The organism is Streptomyces sp. NPDC048521, assembly GCF_043199855.1.
Taxonomy (GTDB): Bacteria; Actinomycetota; Actinomycetes; order Streptomycetales; family Streptomycetaceae; genus Streptomyces.
Window position 1 is genome coordinate 818,360 of the sequence record NZ_JBICWR010000001.1, and the last position, 17,496, is coordinate 835,855.

Below are 17,496 nucleotides of genomic sequence, written 5' to 3' on the forward strand. Positions count from 1 at the left end.
ACGAAGCTAACAGAGGCCACTGACAACGCCGAAAGGGTTTTCCCTCTTATCGACTGCCCGCGATGCACTCCCGGCCCCCGCAGTGTCTGATCGCCGTCAGACCCCCCGCTGCCGCAACACCGACCCTGCTCTCCCCTTCACCACCTCCAGCTGGGCGTGGATCCGGCGCCGCAGGTCGGGGACGTGGCTGACGATGCCGACGCTGCGGTCGCGTTCGCGCAGCGAGTCGAGGACGTCCAGGACCTCGTCCAGGGTCTGGTCGTCGAGGCTGCCGAAGCCCTCGTCGATGAAGAGGGTGTCCAGCCGGACGCCGCCCGCCTCGTCGGTGACGACGTCGGCGAGGCCGAGGGCGAGGGCGAGGGAGGCGAAGAAGGTCTCGCCGCCGGACAGCGTGGCGGTGTCCCGTTCCCGGCCCGTCCAGGCGTCGACCACGTGCAGACCGAGGCCGCTGCGGCCGCGTCCGGTGCGGTCGTCGGAGTGGACGAGGGTGTAGCGGCCGGACGACATGCGCTGCAGGCGGACGGTCGCGGCGGCCGCCACCTGCTCCAGGCGGGCCGCGAGCACGTACGACTCCAGGCGCATCTTGCGGTCGTTGTCGGCGGAGGTGCCGGCGGTGAGGGCGGCGAGCCGGGCCACCCTGTCGTGGTCGTCGCGCAGCGGTGCGAGGCGTCGTACGGCTTCGGTGGCGCGTGCGGAGAGGCGGTCCAGCTCGGCGCAGCAGCGGGCGGCGGCGTCCCGCGCGGAGGCGGCGTCCCGTAGTCCGCGTTCCGCCATGGCCGCTGTCCGTTCGGCCGTGGCCGGGTCGGCGGGCGGCTGCTGGGCGGCCGCGGCGGTGTCGGCCTCGGCGAGCACGGCGCGTACGGCGGCCTCTTCCGCCTGCCAGGCGTCCAGGCGGTGTTGCAGTTCGCGGTGGGTGGCGGCGTCCAGCAGGGCGGCGGCCGCGGCCTGGGGGGTGTCGAAGCCGGCCCGGTAGGCGGCGTCGGCGAGGCGGGCATCGGCGTCCTTCAGACGCTGGGCGGTGTCCTCGGCGGCGCGCACGGCGTCCGCGGCCCGGCTGAGCAGCGTCGCCCGCCGCTCCAGCTGCGCGGCCCGCGCGGCCACGCTGTCGGCCGTGCCGCGCGCCTGGGTCAACTCCTCCTCCAGCAGGGACCGTTCACGCTCCAGGCTCTCGCGCCGGGTGAGCCGGGAGGCGGCGCGTACGGCGGCCTGCTGGCGGTCGGCGAGGCGCTGCTCGCGCTCGTGCTCGGCGCGCCGCAGCTCCTCGTGGGCGGCGTGCAGGGCGGAGGCGGCGCGGCGGGCGCGGGCGTACTGCTGCTCGAGTTCGTCGGCCTCGGCGGCGAGCCGGGCGGTGGGCGTGTCGCCGGCCTCTGCGGTGGCGGCGGCCAGGGCCTCGCGGACGACGCCGAGGCGCCGCTCGTCCTCGGTGTGCTGCTCCTCGGCGCGCTGGTAGGCGGCGAGGGCGCGGTCCTCCGTCTCGCGGTCGACGTGCCCGGCGACCTTGCGGGCGGGTGCGGGGTGTTCGGTGGCTCCGCAGACGGCGCAGGGTTCGCCGTCGGTGAGGTGGGCGGCCAGTTCGGCGGCGATGCCGTTCAGGCGCTGTTCCTTGAGGTCGAGCCAGTGGGCGCGCGCGTCGAGGGCGCGCAGCTCGGAGGCGCGTGCGTGGCGCTGTGCCTCCGCCAGGCCGGTGGCCAGCTCGTCCCGGGTGCGGGCCGCGGTGAGGCGCCGCCGCATCGGTTCCCGCTGGACGGCGAGCTGTTCGGCGAGGGTGGCGGCCTCCTGGGCGGAGTCGATGCGGGCCTGCAGCGCCGCGCGCGTGGTGTCCCAGTCGGCGAGCCAGGCGTCGGCCTCGCGCAGGACGTCCTCGTCGGCGCGCTCCTGCCGGTCGAGCGCGGCCCGCTCCTCGACCAGGTCGGCGAGCCGCCGCTCGGCTCGCCGGGCGGCGTCCAGGCCGCCCAGTTCCTCGGCGGCCCGGCGGGCGGCGGAGGCGAGTCCGCTCGCACCGGCGCCGGCGTAGGAGTCGGGCAGCAGCGCACACGCGCGTGACTCTGCCTGGGCGGCCCTTCGGTGCTCCGCCTCGGCGGCCTCCCGCAGTTCCAGCGCGGGCGCGACGGCCTCCGCCTTCCGGCCCCGTTCCATGCGTTCCTGCGCCTCGCGGTGGGCGCCGGCCCGCTCCTGGAGGCGCTCGGCGCGTTGCCGTGCGTCGGCGAACCTCCTCTGCAGCCGGGCGAGTTCGCGTATGTCCTCCAGGGCGCGCTGCGCCGCGGCGTGGGTGGACTCGGCGGCGCCGAGGCGGCAGTGGGCGACGGTGAGGCGTTCCCGTGCGGTGCTGCGGGCGACGGCGGCGGCGGCGAGGACGGCCTCGGCGAGGCCGGGGTCGCCGGGGGCCAGCTCGGGCAGCTCCATGGCGTCCCCGGCCTCCTGCTGCATGCGGTGGGCGTCGGCGAGCAGCGCCGCGTCCCCTTCCCGCACGCGTGCCTCGGTGGCGCGTCGGCGTTCGGCGAGGCGCTTCTCGACGTCGGCGAACCGCTGGGTGCCGAAGAGGCGGCCGAGCAGGCGGCCCCGGGCCTCGGCGTCGGCCCGCAGGAAGCGGGCGAAGTCGCCCTGGGGCAGCAGGACGACCTGGCAGAACTGTTCGCGGCTCATACCGAGCAGCTGGGTGATCTCCTCGCCGATCTCCTGGTGGGAGCGGCTGCGGTCCTTCCAGACGCCGGCCGTGCTGTCGTACTCGCGCAGCCAGGTCTGGGCCTTGTCGACGGTGGTGCCCTTGCCGCGCAGCTTGGGCCGCTCCCAGGGCGGCTGCCGGGTGACCTCCAGCCGGCGTCCGGCGACGGTCAGCTCGAGCCGGACCTCGGTGCGGGTGCGCGGCTCGGCGTGGTCGCTGCGTAGGGACATGCCCTGGCCGCTCTGCCGGGCGCCGGGGACGGTGCCGTAGAGGGCGTAGCAGACGGCGTCCAGGACGGACGTCTTGCCCGCTCCGGTCGGGCCGTGCAGCAGGAAGAGCCCGGCGGCGGACAGCGCGTCGAAGTCGACGCTCTGGGAGCCGCCGAAGGGCCCGAAGGCGGTGACGTCCAGCCGGTGCAGCCTCACCGGGCCACCTCCCGTACGGCGTCGTCGGCGCGCACCGTGTCGAAGGCGTCGCGCAGCACGGCCGCTTCCCGGTCGTCCGGTCCGGCACCGCGCACATGGGCGACGAAGTCCTGGGCGATCTGCTGGTCGGTGCGGCCCGCGAGCCGGCGGGCGTACGACACCTGGGGGTCGTCCGGGGCCCGGTCGGGGGCGAAGACCAGGCTGAGGGTGTGCGGGAAGCGCTCGGTGAGCCGGGCCATCGGGTCGGCCGGGCGGACCGCGTCGGTGAGGGTGACCTCGACCCAGGCGTCCTCGTGCCGGGCCAGCTCCGGGTCGGCGAGGAGGGTGTCCAGCGTGCCGCGGAGGCGGGCGAGCGGGCGGGGCACGGGGCAGTCGACGCGCTCGCCGGTGACCGAGCCGTCGGCGGCCAGGTCGATCAGCCACATGCTCTTGCGGTGACCGGCCTCGGAGAAGGAGTAGGCGAGCGGGGAGCCGGAGTAGCGCACGCGCTCGGTGATCGTCTGGCAGCCGTGCAGATGCCCGAGTGCCGCGTAGTCGACGCCGTCGAAGACACCGGCCGGGACGGCGGCCACTCCCCCGACGGTGATGTCCCGCTCGCTGTCGCTGGCCTGGCCGCCGGTGACGAAGGCGTGGGCGAGGACGACGGACCGGGTGCCCGACGCGCGTGTGGCGAGGTCGGCGCGGACGCGGTCCATGGCGGCGCCGAGCACTGCCTCGTGGCCGGCCCGGTCCACCGCGAACTCGTCCTTCACGAGGGCGGGTTCGAGGTAGGGCAGCCCGTAGAAGGCGACGTCGCCGTGGGCGTCGGCGAGGATCACCGGGGTGCCGACGGCGGACGGTTCGGTGCGCAGGTGGATACCCGCGCGGTCGATGAGTCCGGCGCCGACGCCGAGGCGGCGGGCCGAGTCGTGGTTGCCGGAGATCATCACCGTGGGCACGCCGAGGTCCGCGAGGCGGTGCAGGGCGTCGTCGAACAGCTCGACGGCGGCGAGCGGCGGCACCGCGCGGTCGTACACGTCCCCCGACACGACCACCGCGTCGACCTCGCGCTCACGCACGGTGGTGACGAGGTGACCGATGAACTCGGCCTGGGCCCCGAGCATGTTCACCCGGTGGAAGGCCCGGCCGAGATGCCAGTCGGACGTGTGCAGGAATCTCATGATCCCCGAGCCTAACGGCCGGGTCTGACATCACGGGCGGTTACTCCCGTATCAGCCCGTCACGACCCGCGCACCATGCGCCTGTTATGCCCGATTCACCACAATCGTCAGGCGTCTCCGTAGGCTTCGCCGCCCAGTTCGAACACCGCCGTGCCCGCCGTCACATCGGCGAGCCAGGCGCGGAAGACGTCGACGTCGGCGTCCGGCAGGCCGATCTCGATGGTGACGGCCTCGCCGTAGCGGACGTCCCTGACCTCGCGTCCGGTGGCGCGCAGGTCGTTCTGGACCTTGCCCGCGCGCTGGTGGTCGACGGTCACGGTGGCCAGCCGGAAGCGGCGCCGGGTGATCGTGCCGAGCGTGTCCAGGGCCTCGCCGACGGCTCCTCCGTAGGCGCGGATGAGACCGCCGGCGCCCAGCTTGACGCCGCCGTAGTAGCGGGTGACGACGGTGACGACGTACCGCATGTCGCGGCGCAGCAGCATCTGGAGCATGGGGAGGCCGGCGGTGCCGCTCGGTTCGCCGTCGTCGCCGGCCTTCTGCACGGAGGCGTCGGCGCCGATGACGTACGCCCAGCAGTTGTGCGTGGCGTCGGCGTGCTCCTTGCGGACGGAGGCGATGAACTGCTGCGCCTCCTGCTCGCCGGCGGCCGGGGCGAGGGCGCACAGGAAGCGGGAGCGGTTGATCTCGGTCTCGTGCACGCCCGTGCGGGCGACTGTGCGGTACTCGTCCTGCATCCGGTCAGCCTATGCCGAGGGTGCACACAGGGTGAGCCGGGCTACTCCTTGTCCTTGCCGCCGTGGCCCTTCTTGCCGTGGCCCTTGCCGCCGTGGCCCTTCTTGCCGTGACCCTTGCCGCCGTGGCCCTTCTTGCCGCGCGGCGTGGTGAACGACGTCAGCAGGGCCGTACCCGGGGCGAGGGCCGGCCAGCCGGTGCCGCGCCAGGCCAGTACGGCGATCGCGGACGTCGGGAACTTCACCCGCACCCGGTCCAGCGTGTCGTCCAGACCGTCCCCGGCCAGTTCCAGGACCAGTTCCTCGAGTCCCGGGTTGTGTCCCACCAGCAGCAGCGTCTCCACCGCGCGCGGCACCTCCCGCACGACCTCCAGCAGCTCCGGTACGCCGGCCGCGTACAGCCGCCGGTCGTAGCGGACCGGCGGCGGGGTGCCCCACTGGGCGGAGGCCAGGTCCCAGGTGCGGCGGGCGCGTACCGCGGTGGAGCACAGAGCGAGGTCGGGCAGGCCACCGGCCTCCGCGAGGGCGCGGCCGGCGGCCGGGGCGTCCCTGAGGCCGCGCGGTGCGAGCGGCCTGAGGTGGTCCTCGACCCCCTCGGGCCAGGCGGACTTGGCGTGCCGCAGCACCACCAGGCGGCGCAGCGGGCCGGCGCCCGCCCGCTCGATCACGCGAGGGTCCCCACGTCGCGGGGCAGGTCGAGAGCGAGCAGCCGGTCGGCGTAGACGTACGTCTCGAAGCGGGCGCCGTCGGGCAGGTCCGGGGCGTTCTCCACGTCCCGCAGCACCTCCAGGACTCCGGGCAGGTCGAGATCGTCCTCCCAGGCGGCCCGCAGCCGCGCCCGCACCTCGTCGGGCACCGGCCGCGAGGGTTGCCGTGCCCATCCGGCCACGGCACGGCGCCAGTGGGCGAGCGCTTGTGCCGCCCGGTCCAGTGCCGCGGTGTCCAGCCGGGCGGGTTCGGCGCGGGGGACGCGGAGGAGGGCGAGGCGCAGGGCGGTGGGGTCGGCGAGCAGGGTGTGGAGCGAGGGGTCCGGGCCCGCCCATGTCACCGGCCCGACGGCCGCCACCGTTCCGTCGCCGGGGACGTTGTCGGCCCCCGCTTCGCGCACGTGGATCACCTGTGCCTCCCCCAGCCCGGACGCGAGGTCGCGGCCGTCCTCGAAGGGGCGGATGGCCAGGGTGGTGGCGGCGGCGCGGAGTTCGGCCTGCCGGTGGGGTGCGGTGAGGATCGTCCAGACCGGGGTGCCGCCCAGTTCCAGGGCGCGGACGAGCAGGTCGGCGGTGAGCAGCACCCGCAGGGCCGTCGGGTCGAGGCCGGAGGCGTAGGCCTCGATGCGGGTCAGGCCGCGGCGGGCGGGCGCGGCGGAGACGGGCTCACCGGTTCGGGCGTCGAGGATACGCAGCACGGGGCGAGCGTAGGCGGACGGACGGCGCCGCGCAGGCACCTTGCACCGATTCGCGACACCGTGGCGGGGTACGGGCGCGGGAATCAGCGCCCCCGGGGTGCTGTTGCCCGAACCGGTGACCATCCGACATCCCCCGCAGCCCGAGGAGGCGGCCGTGTACGGCGACGAAGCGACCATCCGCAGGATTCTGACCGAGCTGGGTGACACCTGGGCCGTGGTCGGCCTGTCCGCCAACCGGGACCGGGCCGCCTACGGGGTGGCGCAGGTGCTGCAGCGCTTCGGCAAGCGGATCGTGCCGGTGCACCCCAAGGCCGAGACGGTGCACGGCGAGCCGGGCTACGCCTCCCTCGCGGACATCCCCTTCGACGTGGATGTGGTGGACGTCTTCGTCAACAGCTCGCTGGCGGGCGCGGTGGCCGACGACGCCGTGGCGAAGGGCGCGCGGGCCGTGTGGTTCCAGCTGGGTGTCGTCGACGAGGCCGCCTACGTGCGGAGCCGGGCGGCCGGTCTTGAGATGGTCATGGACCGCTGCCCGGCCATCGAAATTCCCCGCCTGCACTAGCCTGTCTCACCTTCTTCTCACAATTCTGCGCTGAATATTGACATTCCGACTGGACCTCTGACCTGTGCGAAGGCTGTACCCAAGAAAAGTAAGATCCCGGGTCAAGATTTAGGAAACAGTCTTCTGTCGGCGCGGAAAGCCTTCCTAGCCTGTGGCGTCCTTGTTCCTCGCTCTGCATTCATGAACTGAGAGGCCACTCGACATGGCGAAAGTCGACCATGCCTTGCCACAGGCCAGGACGGAGTCCGGCGGTCTGCGCCGGGACGTCGGACTGATCGGTCTGATGTGGGCCTCCGTGGGCTCCATCATCGGCTCCGGCTGGCTGTACGGCGCCGAGAAAGCGGTCGTCGTGGCCGGCCCCGCGGCGCTCGTCTCCTGGGTGATCGGCGCGGTCGCGATCGTGCTGCTGGCGCTCGTGCACGCCGAACTCGGCGGCATGTTCCCGGTGGCGGGCGGCACGGCCCGCTACCCGCACTACGCGTTCGGCGGCCTGGCCGGCATGTCCTTCGGCTGGTTCGCCTGGCTGCAGGCGGCGACCGTGGCCCCGATCGAGGTCGAGGCCATGATCGGCTACGCCGGTCACTGGAAGTGGGCCCAGGGTCTGCAGCACGTCGACGGAACGCTGACGACCAGCGGTTTCGTCACGGCCGTCGCTCTGATGGCGGTCTTCGTCGGCGTCAACTTCTTCGGCGTACGGGCCCTGGCCCACACCAACAGTGCCGCCACCTGGTGGAAGATCGCCGTCCCGCTCGGGGCGATCTTCGTCATCGCCGTGGGCAACTTCCACGCGAGCAACTTCACCTCGGAGGGATTCGCGCCGTTCGGCGCCAAGGGCGTCCTCGGCGCCATCAGCTCCAGCGGCATCATCTTCGCGCTGCTCGGCTTCGAGCAGGCGATCCAGCTGGCGGGCGAGAGCCGCAACCCCAAGCGTGACCTGCCGCGGGCGACCCTCGGCTCCGTGGCGATCGGCGCCGTGATCTACATCCTCCTGCAGGTCGTGTTCATCGCCGCGCTGCCGCACGCCTCGTTCGCGCACGGCTGGGCCAAGCTGGACTTCCCCGGCATCAGCGGTCCGTGGGCGGGCCTGGCGACCCTGGTCGGCCTGGGCTGGCTGGGCTGGGTGCTCTACGTCGACGCGATCATCTCGCCCGGCGGCACCGGCCTGATCTACACCACCGCCACCTCCCGGGTCTCCTTCGGCCTGGCCAAGAACGGCTACGCCCCGAAGGCCTTCGCCAAGACCGACAGGCGCGGCGTTCCCTGGTTCGGTCTCCTCATGTCGTTCGTCACCGGCGTGGTCTGCTTCCTGCCGTTCCCGAGCTGGCAGGAGCTGGTCGGCTTCATCACCTCGGCGAGCGTGCTGATGTACGCGGGCGCGCCGCTGGCCTACGGCGTCTTCGCCGACCGTCTTCCGCACCACGAGCGTCCCTACCGGCTGCCCGGCGGCACGATCATCTCGCCGCTGTCGTTCGTGGTCGCCAACCTCATCATCTACTGGGCCGGCTGGGACACCCTGTGGCGGCTGGGCTTCGCGATCCTGCTCGGTTACGTGTTGCTGGGCTCGTACGCCTGGTACGCCACCGCCAAGCGGCTGCCCGACGCGCCCCGGCTGGACTTCAGGGCCGCGCAGTGGCTGCCCGGTTACCTGGTGGGCCTGGGCCTGATCTCCTGGCTGGGCGGCTTCGGCGGCCGGGGCAGCATCCCGCTGTGGTGGGACATCCTGGTCGTCGCGGCCTTCTCCCTGGTCATCTACTACTGGGCCAAGGCCACCGCCTCCCCGCCCGAGGCGATCGAGCGCAGCATCGAGGAGGTCGTGGTCACGGACGCGCCCGCGCACTGACCCCGCCCGCGCCCCGCACGGTGTCCCGTCGGCCCGGCCGATGGGACACCGTCATCCCGCTCGGAACCCTCCACCCGCTGCGAACGGTCTCCTCATGCACGGAGCGGTCGTCATGGTCTGACAGGACACCGTCATAATGCTCGCGTGACGTCTCCTTCCCCTTCCCCCCACTCCGGCTCCCCCGCCCCCCGCCGCTTTCCGGTCGTCGTCGTGGGCGCCGGACCGGCCGGCCTGACCGTCGGCAACATCCTGCGGTCCGCCGGTGTCGACTGCCTGGTCCTGGAGGCCGAGAGCAGAGAGTTCATCGAACGGCGGCCGCGCGCCGGGGTCATCGAGGAATGGGCCGTACGCGGCCTGGAACGACGCGGCCTGGCCGGCTCCCTGCTGGAGCGTGCGGAGCGGCACGCCGAGTGCGAGTTCCGCTTCGACGGCCAGGGGTACCGCTTCTCCTACACGGAAATGACGGGGCGTCACCACTGGGTCTACCCGCAGCCGCTGCTCGTGTCCGATCTCGTGCGCGAGTACGCCGACGTGCGCGGGGGCGAGATCCGCTTCGGCGTGCGGGACGTGGCCCTGCACGACCTGGACTCGGACCGGCCCTCCGTGTCGTACACCGACCCGGACAGCGGCGAACGGCTGCTGGTGCACTGCGACTTCGTCGCCGGCTGCGACGGGGCCCGCGGGGCGAGCCGGGCCGCGCTGCCCGAGCGGGCGCGGATATCGCGCCACGACTACGGCATCGGCTGGCTGGCGCTGCTCGCCGAGGCGCCGCCGTCCTCCGACTGCGTGCTGTTCGGCATGCACCCCGCGGGGTTCGCCGGACACATGGCGCGCAGTCCCGAGTTGACCCGCTACTACCTCCAGTGCCCGCCCGGCGACGACCCGGACGACTGGTCGCACGAACGTGTCTGGAAAGAGCTGCAGCGGCGCCTGCGCGCGGCGGACCGCCCACCGCTGACGGAGGGACGGCTGGTCGAGAAGCGGGTGCTGGACATGCACAACTACGTCGTCGAACCGATGGTGTTCGGCCGTCTCTTCCTGGCCGGCGACGCCGCACACCTCGTCGCGCCGATCGCCGCCAAGGGCATGAACCTGGCCCTGAACGACGCGTTCCTGCTCGGCGACGGCCTGGTCGCGCACCTGACCAAGGGCGACTCCACGGGCCTGGACGGCTACTCGGAGGCGTGCCTGCGGCGCGTGTGGGACTACGAGGAGTTCTCGGAGTGGCTGTCCGAGATCTACCACGGCACTTCCTACGACGACCCGTACCGGTCCGGGACCACGCTGGCCAGGCTCCGCCGGCTGTTCACCTCACCGGCCGCGGCGGCGGCCTTCGCCGAGCAGTACCTCGGAACGGCCGACGCGTTCTGAGCGGACCGGCACGAAGGGGACACCGGCCCTGCCGGAGCGGCTCAGCGCCCGGCCCCGGTGGCCCGCCCCTCTTCTCCGGTCCGCTCGGCGAGGCGGTGGTCCGCCGTCCTCAGTGCCTCCTCGACCAGGCGGCGCAGGTGTCCGTGCCGGAGTGAGTAGATCACCCGGCGGCCCTCCTTGCGGGTGTCCACCAGGCCGGCCAGCCGCAGCCGGGCCAGGTGCTGGCTGACGGCCGGGCGGGCGGCGCCGCATGCCTCGGTGAGCGTGGTGACGTCGGCCTCCCCTGCCGTCAGGGCGTGCAGCAGGGCGAGGCGGGTGCGGTCCCCGAGCAGGGACAGGAGTTCGGCGGCGAGCGCGAACTGCTCCTCGCCCGGGCTGCGCGGGTGCGCATGATGCGCAGCTGATAGGTGCATGCGTGCGCTCATACGCACATAATGGCTCCATGGACGCCGTGCGTCCACTCCCGCACACCGGAAGGGGATCGACGTGAGCGACCGGCACCCCCAGCAGCACGGGACAGGCGGACATCCGCACGGCGACGGGGGGCACCGGCACCCGCACGACCGCGGGCATACGCGCGGGTACGACCACGCGGGGCACGCGCACGGTGACGGCGGACACGCACACGGGCACGACCACGCCGGGCACCCGCACGACCACGGGCGCGGGCCGCACGAGCACACGCACGCCGCTTCCCCGGGCCTGCGTCATCGTCTCGCCCACCTCCTCACCCCGCACTCCCACGAGACCGCGGACAAGCTGGACCCGGCGCTGGAGTCGTCGGCGCGCGGGATGCGGGCGTTGTGGGTGTCGCTGGCCGTGCTCGGGGGGACCGCGCTGGCGCAGGCGGTCGTGGTGGCCGTGTCCGGGTCGGTGGCGCTGCTCGGGGACACGGTGCACAACGCGGCCGACGCGCTGACCGCCGTCCCCCTCGGCATCGCCTTCGTGCTGGGGCGGCGGGCGGCGACCCGCCGGTTCACCTACGGCTACGGGCGTGCCGAGGATCTCGCGGGGCTCGTCATCGTGCTGACCATCGCCGCCTCGGCGGCCTTCGCCGCGTGGGCGGCCGTCGGGCGGCTGCTCGACCCGCGCCCGGTCGAGCACCTGCCGGCCGTCGCGGTGGCCGCGGTGGTGGGGTTCGCCGGGAACGAGTGGGTGGCCCGGTACCGGATCCGGGTGGGCCGGGAGATCGGCTCGGCCGCGCTGGTCGCCGACGGGCTGCACGCCCGTACCGACGGATTCGCCTCGCTGGCCGTGCTGGTGGGCGCCGCGGGCTCGGCCCTGGGCCTGCAGACGGCCGATCCGATCGTGGGGCTGGCGATCACGGCCGCGATCGTACTGGTGTTGCGGGACGCGGCGCGGGAGGTGTTCCGGCGGGTGCTGGACGCCGTCGACCCGGCGCTGGTGGACCGGGCCGAGCGGGCGGTGCGGGACGTGCCGGGTGTGCGGGAGGTGGGCGAGCTGCGGCTGCGCTGGATCGGGCACCGGCTGCGGGCCGAAGTCGCGGTGGTGGTGGACGGCGAGGCGACGGTACGGCAGGCGCACGCGATCGCCGTCGAGGCCGAACACGCTCTGCTGCACGCCGTGCCGAGGCTGACGGCCGCCCTGGTGCACGCCGATCCGGCACCGGCTCCGGGCGAGAAGGACCCGCATCTGGCGCTGGCCCACCATATGGCGGCCTGACGGGCGGACGGCGGCTCAGGCGACGCCGAGTCCCTCCAGTACCACCGCGCCGGGCAGTTCGGCGAGGGCCTTGCCGGGCACCAGCAGCTTGCCGCGTCGGCGGCCGCTGCCGACCAGGACGTAGGGCAGGTCGATGACGGCCGAGTCCACCAGCACCGGCCAGCCGGTGGGCAGTCCGACCGGGGTGATGCCGCCGTACTCCATGCCGGTCTCCCCGGTCGCCGTCTCCATCGAGGCGAACGAGGCCTTGCGGGAACCGAGTTGGCGGCGGACTACGCCGTTGACGTCGACCCGGGTGGTGGAGAGCACCACGCACGCGGCAAGGGTGGTCTCACCGCCCCGCTTGCCCGCGACCACCACGCAGTTCGCCGACCGCTCCAGCAGATCGCGGCCGTAGTGCTCGACGAAGACGGCGGTGTCGGCCCAGCGCGGGTCGGTGTCGACGTAGACGATCCGGTCGGCGGGGACGGCGCCCTGCCAGCGGCGTACGGCGTCGGCGACGGGGGCGGTCAGCTCGTCCAGGCAGTCCGGGGCGGGGACGGCGGTGTCGAAGTCTCCGATGGGTGCGCGCATGGCCGCACGCTAACAGTCCGCTCCGGAGCGGTTCAGCGCACGGGGGGTACCGATACGGCCATCACCATCTCCATGGGCTCGTCGCCCTCGTTGGCGTACGTGTGCGAGGTACTGGCCTCGAACGTGGCGCTCGCGCCGGTCGGGACGAGGTGCCTGACGCCGTCCACGGTGAGGGTCAGTTCACCGGCGGTGACATGGACCAGTTCGACCGTGCCCACCGGGTGCGGGTCGGAGGGGCTCCGCTCGCCCGGCATCAGGCGCCAGTCCCACATCTCCAGCGGTCCGGGGGCCTCCGTGCCGGCGAGGAGCCGGTTGTAGCTCCCGGCCTCGGTGTGCCACAGCCGTACGGCCTGATCGGCGGGGACGACACGGACCTCGGGGCCCCGTTCGTAGTCGAGGAGCGTGGTGACGCTGACGCCGAGCGCGTCACCGATCTTGACGACCGTGCCGATGCTCGGGTTGGTGCGCGCCTGCTCGATCTGGATGAGCATCCCGCGGCTGACGCCGGCCCGGGCGGCGAGCACGTCGAGGGTGAAGCCCCGCACCGAGCGCCAGTGCTTCACGTTGCGCGCCAGGGACTGGGTCAGGAGTTCGAGGTCCGACACATTCCGTCCAATATCCGAGATGTTCATTATGGTGGATGACGCAGTCCAGTTGACTGAACTACGGTGAGGTGCACCCGCTCGTTCAACGAACTGTACTGCGAGGCACCGTGACAGCATTCTTCGCCCTGGCCACCAGTCTCCTGTGGGGGCTGGCCGACTTCGGTGGCGGGCTGCTGACACGCCGTACCCCCGCGCTGACGGTGGTGGTCGTCTCCCAGGCGATCGCGGCGGCCGTGCTGGGCGCGATCGTCCTCGCCACGGGAGGGTGGAGCGAGGCCGGGCCCCGGCTGTGGTTCGCCGTCGCGGCCGGCCTGGCCGGACCTGTGGCGCTGCTCTCCTTCTACAAAGCCCTCGCGCTCGGCCCGATGGGGGTCGTCTCGCCGCTCGCCACCCTCAGCGTCGCCGTCCCGGTCGGCGTCGGCCTGGTGCTCGGCGAGCGCCCGGGCCTGCTCCAGGTCGCGGGCATCGCCGTCGCCGTCACCGGCGTCGTCCTCGCGGGCGGCCCGCAGCTGCGCGGCGCGGCCGTGCAGCGGCAGGCGGTCCTGCTGACGCTGGTCGCGGCGCTGGGCTTCGGCACGGTGTTCGCACTGATCACGGAGGCCTCGACCAATGTCACGGGCCTGTTCCTCGCGCTGTTCGTGCAGCGGCTGACGAACGTCGCCGTGGGCGGGGCCGCACTCGCCGCCTCGGTCCGGCGCGGTGGTACCGCCCTGCCGGAAGCCGGCTTCCCCTGGGCCTCACTGCCCGCGCTGGCGTTCGTCGGGCTCGCCGACGTGGCGGCCAACGGCACCTACGCGATCGCCGCCCAGCACGGCCCGGTCACCGTGGCGGCCGTCCTCGCCTCGCTGTACCCGGTGGTGACCGCACTGGCCGCGCGGGGCTTCCTCAGCGAGCGGCTGCGCGCGGTGCAGGCAGCCGGAGCGGGACTGGCTCTGCTGGGCACCCTGCTGCTGGCGACCGGCTGAGCCGGGTGCCGGCCCGCGCCCCGCGGGTCAGCTCTCGGGTTCCAGCGCGGCGAGCCGTGCCACCCCGTCCTCGTCCAGCTCCGCCAGCGCCCGCAGCTGGTCCGGCGTCGTCCCTTCCGGGATCGGCACCGGAGCGGGGGTCCTGAGCGGCGGCTGCCAGCCGTCGTCTGGCGTCCAGCGGCGGACCACGCGGGCCGGCGCCCCGGCCACCACCGCGTGGTCGGGCACGGTGCCGCGTACGACGGCACCGGCCGCGACGACCACGTTCCGGCCGATCCGCGCACCCGGCAGGATCACCGTGCCGGTGCCGATCCAGCAGCCCGGGCCGATCTCGACCGGCTCCATCCGCGGCCACTGCTTGCCGATGGGCTCGTGCGGGTCGTCGTAGGAGTGGTTGGTGGAGGTGACGTAGACGTACGGGCCGAAGTAGCAGTCGCTGCCGATGGTGACCGTCGTGTCCGCGATGACGTGGCTGCCGCGGCCGAGGACCACCCCGTCGCCGATGCGCAGGATCGGGTCCGGGCCGAGATCCAGGTCCGGCATCAGTCCGGCGGTGAGGGTGACCTGCTCGCCGATGATGCAGTGGGAGCCCAGGTGGATCCAGGGTTCCCCGAAGACCGTGCCGAGCGGGAAGGCCAGTCTGGTGGCTTCGCCGATCGAGCCGAAACGGAAGCGGCCGGGGTTCTCGGCCGTCACCGAGCCGGCGTGCTGCGCCCAGGACCAGCAGGTGTGCACGGCGCGCTGCACCAGCCGGCGTCGCCAGGATGAGAACGTGTTCTTGCGCTTCGGCACGAGCTCACGTTACTCATCGGTTGCCTGGGCGGAGACGGCGGGCTGCTGTGATCTTCACCCCACCGTGTGTCGTACCGTGCGGGGACACCACGAACGGGAGGAGACGGTGATGACGCAGAAGGCGCTGATCGTGGGCATCGGCGGCAAGGAACCCCAGGTCGATCCGGAGGCGTTCGTCGCGCCCACGGCCTCCGTGATCGGTGACGTGACCCTGCACGCGGGGGCGAGCGTCTGGTACGGGGCCGTCGTGCGCGGTGACGTCGAGAGGATCACCGTGGGGGCGAGTGCCAATCTGCAGGACAACGTGACGCTGCACGCCGATCCCGGGTTCCCGGTCAGTGTCGGGGAGCGGGTGTCCGTCGGGCACAACGCGGTGGTGCACGGGGCGACCGTCGAGGACGACTGCCTGATCGGGATGGGGGCGACGGTGCTCAACGGGGCGGTGATCGGCGCCGGGTCTCTCGTTGCCGCTCAGGCTCTGGTGCCGCAGGGGATGGTCGTGCCGCCGGGGTCGCTGGTGGCCGGGGTGCCGGCGAAGGTGAAGAGGGAGCTCACCGAGGAGGAACGGCAGGGGGTCACCCTCAACGGCACGCTGTACGCCGAGTTGGCGAAGGCGCATCGCGGGGTGCACGAGTAGGTCGCGATCGCGGAGGGGGTGAGTGGGGTCCTGCCGCGCAGTTCCCCGCGCCCCTTTCCGGTGGGCTCAGTCGCCGGCGCCCACGGGTTCCGCTTCTCGCTCCTGCTGGGCCTTCTTCGCCTTGCGCTTGATCACCAGCATGGAGGCCAGGCCGATCAGTACCGCCACCGCCAGGCCCAGGTACGAGAACCTCTTCAGCCAGTCCTCGGCGACGATGCCGACGTAGTAGATGACGGCCGTGGTGCCACCCGCCCAGCAGATGCCGCCGAGGAGGTTGGCCGTCAGGAACTTCCAGTACGGCATGTGCAGGACGCCCGCGAGCGGGCCGGCGAAGATGCGCAGGAGGGCGACGAAGCGGCCGAAGAAGACGGCCCACATGCCCCACTTCTCGAAGGACCGCTCCGCGGTGGCCACATGGCCCTCGCTGAAGTGCCTCGGGAACTTCTTGCCGAGCCAGGCCAGCAGCGGGCGGCCGCCCTTGCGGCCGATCGCGTAGCCGATGGAGTCGCCGATCACGGCACCGGCGGTGGCGCACAGGCCGAGCACGACCGGGTTGATGCCCGAGTGCTGTGAGGACAGCAGCGCCGCCGAGATCAGGACGATCTCCCCCGGCAGCGGGATGCCGAGGCTCTCCAGGCCGATCACCAGGCCCACCAGGGCATAGACGGCGGCCGCGGGCACCGTGTCGAGCCATTCCTGGACGTGCACCGCCGGTTCCTCCCCTGTCGCTGTCCTTCGCTTCGGGGCCTCGCATGCGAAGCACGCCCCACGGGAAGGCTACCTGGTCGGCGGTGAACGGCTGCTCGTGCGCGCCCGCCCGGCGGCGTCCCGCCCTCGCTCCTTCGGTTTCCGGACATCCCGGTGTCACGCGGGAGGGGAAGGCTCCCCGCTGTTCGCCCGGCCCGCCTCCCCCAGGTCCCCGCCGCGGGGCCCGCAGCGGAAGGACGACGTCCCCGTGTCCTCACTGTCCCCGCTCCCCCCGCTCCCCCCGCTCGCTCCGGTGTCCGCCGCTTCCTCCGACCCGCTCCCCGCGCAGGAGGCCTCCCGCGCGGGCGATGGCATTCACGGCACCCAGGCCCTGGCGCCCGTACCCGAGGCTCCCGGCCCCGGTCCCGGCGCCCCGGCCCGGCCGACGTCCCTCCTGTCGGCCCGGCCCGTGCGGCTGGCCCTGTGCCTGGCTCCGGTGCTGCTCGCCGGGATCTGGGCCGTCAGCAACCGGCCCCTGCTGTACGAGGGCGTCCGGCGGCTGGCCACTGCCGATCCGCGATGGCTGCTGGCGGGTGCCGGCCTCACCTGTCTGACCTGGGTGGCGGCCTCGTGCGTCCGGCAGGGCGCCCTGCCGGACCGGCTGCCGCCGGGGCTGCTGCTGGCCTCGCAGTTCGCCGCCGGTGCCGCCAATCACGCGCTGCCCGGCGGGCTCGGCGCCCATGCCGTCACCCTGCGCTTCCTGCGGGCCCGGGGGGTGCCGCTGGACCGGGCCACCGCGTCGATCGGCCTCTACTCGCTGGTGAGGTCCGTCGCGAAGACACTGGTGCTGCTCGTGTTCCTGGCGGCCTCGCCGGCCTGGCGGCGCCTGGGTGGGCTGGTTCCGGACGGGCGGCTGCTCGTGCCGGTCGCCGCCGTGGCAGGTGGCCTCCTCGCGAGCGTAGGAGTGCTGCTGACCGTGGTACGGCCGTTGCGGCGGCCGGTGACCGGGTTGGCGCGGGCGGCTCTCACCGACGCGCGTCTCGTGCACTCGCGGCCCTGCCGGGTGTTCGCGCTGTGGGGCGGTGCGGTCGCGATGCCGCTGCTGCACGCGGGCGCCCTCGCCTGTGTCGGGGCCTCGCTCGGGCTGGGACTGCCGTGGGAGCAGGTGGCGCTCGCCTACCTCGCGGCGGGCACGGCGGTCGGGGCGCTGCCGGCGCCGGGCGGGCTCGCGGTCGACGCGGCGCTGGTGTGGACGCTGGTCACGTTCGGCTCCACGCCGACGGTGGCCACGGCGACCGTGATCGGCCACCGCCTGCTGACCGACTGGCTCCCCCTGCTGCCCGGTGCCCTGGTGCTGTCGGCACTGATCCGCGCCAAGGTGCTGTGACCCCGGGTCCC

General features: G+C 73.4%; 17 protein-coding genes. 7 read left to right on the forward strand and 10 right to left on the reverse strand.

Annotated features, from left to right (window positions below):
* Nucleotides 1–96: 96 nt before the first annotated feature.
* The 5 genes from ACGFRF_RS04010 to ACGFRF_RS04030 form a co-directional block, all read right to left on the reverse strand.
* A complete protein-coding gene (locus ACGFRF_RS04010; RefSeq protein WP_393736946.1) occupies nt 97–3,087 on the reverse strand; it encodes an AAA family ATPase in 2,991 nt (996 codons plus the stop codon).
* Nucleotides 3,084–4,247 carry an exonuclease SbcCD subunit D gene (locus ACGFRF_RS04015; protein ID WP_393736948.1) on the reverse strand — a complete coding sequence of 388 codons (1,164 nt, stop codon included), beginning with the start codon at nt 4,245–4,247 and terminating at the stop codon, nt 3,084–3,086. The genes ACGFRF_RS04010 and ACGFRF_RS04015 overlap by 4 nt, the downstream gene beginning before the upstream one ends.
* Before the next feature lie 107 nt (nt 4,248–4,354).
* Nucleotides 4,355–4,981: a YigZ family protein gene (locus ACGFRF_RS04020; protein WP_393736950.1), complete on the reverse strand. Its 627-nt coding sequence runs from the start codon at nt 4,979–4,981 to the stop codon at nt 4,355–4,357.
* Nucleotides 4,982–5,022: 41 nt separating this feature from the next.
* A complete protein-coding gene (locus ACGFRF_RS04025) occupies nt 5,023–5,646 on the reverse strand; it encodes a SixA phosphatase family protein (RefSeq protein ID WP_393736952.1) in 624 nt (207 codons plus the stop codon).
* On the reverse strand, nt 5,643–6,383 hold the full coding sequence (locus tag ACGFRF_RS04030; protein WP_393736954.1) for a hypothetical protein: 741 nt from the start codon (nt 6,381–6,383) through the stop codon (nt 5,643–5,645). The genes ACGFRF_RS04025 and ACGFRF_RS04030 overlap by 4 nt, the downstream gene beginning before the upstream one ends.
* 154 nt (nt 6,384–6,537) lie before the next feature.
* Here ACGFRF_RS04030 and ACGFRF_RS04035 point away from each other — a divergent pair, with 154 nt between their 5' ends.
* The 3 genes from ACGFRF_RS04035 (at nt 6,538) to ACGFRF_RS04045 (ending at nt 10,156) form a co-directional block, all read left to right on the forward strand.
* On the forward strand, nt 6,538–6,945 hold the full coding sequence (locus tag ACGFRF_RS04035) for a CoA-binding protein (RefSeq protein WP_393736956.1): 408 nt from the start codon (nt 6,538–6,540) through the stop codon (nt 6,943–6,945).
* A gap of 202 nt (nt 6,946–7,147) precedes the next feature.
* Nucleotides 7,148–8,785, forward strand: coding sequence for an APC family permease (locus ACGFRF_RS04040; RefSeq protein ID WP_393736958.1), 1,638 nt, complete (start codon nt 7,148–7,150; stop codon nt 8,783–8,785).
* A 144-nt stretch (nt 8,786–8,929) separates the two neighbouring features.
* Nucleotides 8,930–10,156: a 4-hydroxybenzoate 3-monooxygenase gene (locus ACGFRF_RS04045; protein ID WP_393736960.1), complete on the forward strand. Its 1,227-nt coding sequence runs from the start codon at nt 8,930–8,932 to the stop codon at nt 10,154–10,156.
* 41 nt (nt 10,157–10,197) lie between these two features.
* Here ACGFRF_RS04045 and ACGFRF_RS04050 read toward each other — a convergent pair whose 3' ends face one another.
* Entirely contained in the window at nt 10,198–10,569 is a 372-nt protein-coding gene (locus ACGFRF_RS04050; RefSeq protein ID WP_393736962.1) for an ArsR/SmtB family transcription factor, read from the reverse strand.
* 73 nt (nt 10,570–10,642) lie between these two features.
* Between ACGFRF_RS04050 and ACGFRF_RS04055 the strand changes: the two genes are divergently transcribed.
* Complete coding sequence (locus tag ACGFRF_RS04055; RefSeq protein ID WP_393736964.1) at nt 10,643–11,839, forward strand: cation diffusion facilitator family transporter; 1,197 nt, start codon at nt 10,643–10,645, stop codon at nt 11,837–11,839.
* A gap of 15 nt (nt 11,840–11,854) precedes the next feature.
* Here the strand turns inward: ACGFRF_RS04055 and ACGFRF_RS04060 are convergent, their stop codons facing one another.
* Nucleotides 11,855–12,412 carry a YbaK/EbsC family protein gene (locus ACGFRF_RS04060; RefSeq protein ID WP_393736966.1) on the reverse strand — a complete coding sequence of 186 codons (558 nt, stop codon included), beginning with the start codon at nt 12,410–12,412 and terminating at the stop codon, nt 11,855–11,857.
* Nucleotides 12,413–12,444: 32 nt separating this feature from the next.
* Nucleotides 12,445–13,017: a helix-turn-helix domain-containing protein gene (locus ACGFRF_RS04065; RefSeq protein WP_393736968.1), complete on the reverse strand. Its 573-nt coding sequence runs from the start codon at nt 13,015–13,017 to the stop codon at nt 12,445–12,447.
* 107 nt (nt 13,018–13,124) lie between these two features.
* Between ACGFRF_RS04065 and ACGFRF_RS04070 the strand changes: the two genes are divergently transcribed.
* A complete protein-coding gene (locus tag ACGFRF_RS04070) occupies nt 13,125–13,982 on the forward strand; it encodes an EamA family transporter (RefSeq protein WP_393736970.1) in 858 nt (285 codons plus the stop codon).
* Between the two features lie 27 nt (nt 13,983–14,009).
* Here ACGFRF_RS04070 and ACGFRF_RS04075 read toward each other — a convergent pair whose 3' ends face one another.
* On the reverse strand, nt 14,010–14,774 hold the full coding sequence (locus ACGFRF_RS04075; protein WP_393736972.1) for an acyltransferase: 765 nt from the start codon (nt 14,772–14,774) through the stop codon (nt 14,010–14,012).
* A 109-nt stretch (nt 14,775–14,883) separates the two neighbouring features.
* Between ACGFRF_RS04075 and ACGFRF_RS04080 the strand changes: the two genes are divergently transcribed.
* The gene (locus tag ACGFRF_RS04080) at nt 14,884–15,411 is read left to right on the forward strand and encodes a gamma carbonic anhydrase family protein (RefSeq protein ID WP_393736974.1); all 528 of its coding nucleotides are present in this window, start codon (nt 14,884–14,886) and stop codon (nt 15,409–15,411) included.
* A gap of 66 nt (nt 15,412–15,477) precedes the next feature.
* Here ACGFRF_RS04080 and ACGFRF_RS04085 read toward each other — a convergent pair whose 3' ends face one another.
* Entirely contained in the window at nt 15,478–16,119 is a 642-nt protein-coding gene (locus ACGFRF_RS04085; protein ID WP_393736976.1) for a DedA family protein, read from the reverse strand.
* Between the two features lie 352 nt (nt 16,120–16,471).
* On the opposite strand from ACGFRF_RS04085, the gene ACGFRF_RS04090 reads away from it, so the two are divergent.
* On the forward strand, nt 16,472–17,485 hold the full coding sequence (locus ACGFRF_RS04090; RefSeq protein WP_393737103.1) for a YbhN family protein: 1,014 nt from the start codon (nt 16,472–16,474) through the stop codon (nt 17,483–17,485).
* Nucleotides 17,486–17,496: the final 11 nt, after the last annotated feature.

Coding starts and splice junctions, on each gene's coding strand:
- ACGFRF_RS04015 (WP_393736948.1), bottom strand. CDS start 4,247: ATGAGATTCCTGCACACGTCCGACTGGCATCTCGGCCGGGCCTTCCAC.
- ACGFRF_RS04020 (WP_393736950.1), bottom strand. CDS start 4,981: ATGCAGGACGAGTACCGCACAGTCGCCCGCACGGGCGTGCACGAGACC.
- ACGFRF_RS04040 (WP_393736958.1), top strand. CDS start 7,148: ATGGCGAAAGTCGACCATGCCTTGCCACAGGCCAGGACGGAGTCCGGC.
- ACGFRF_RS04050 (WP_393736962.1), bottom strand. CDS start 10,569: ATGCACCTATCAGCTGCGCATCATGCGCACCCGCGCAGCCCGGGCGAG.
- ACGFRF_RS04060 (WP_393736966.1), bottom strand. CDS start 12,412: ATGCGCGCACCCATCGGAGACTTCGACACCGCCGTCCCCGCCCCGGAC.
- ACGFRF_RS04080 (WP_393736974.1), top strand. CDS start 14,884: ATGACGCAGAAGGCGCTGATCGTGGGCATCGGCGGCAAGGAACCCCAG.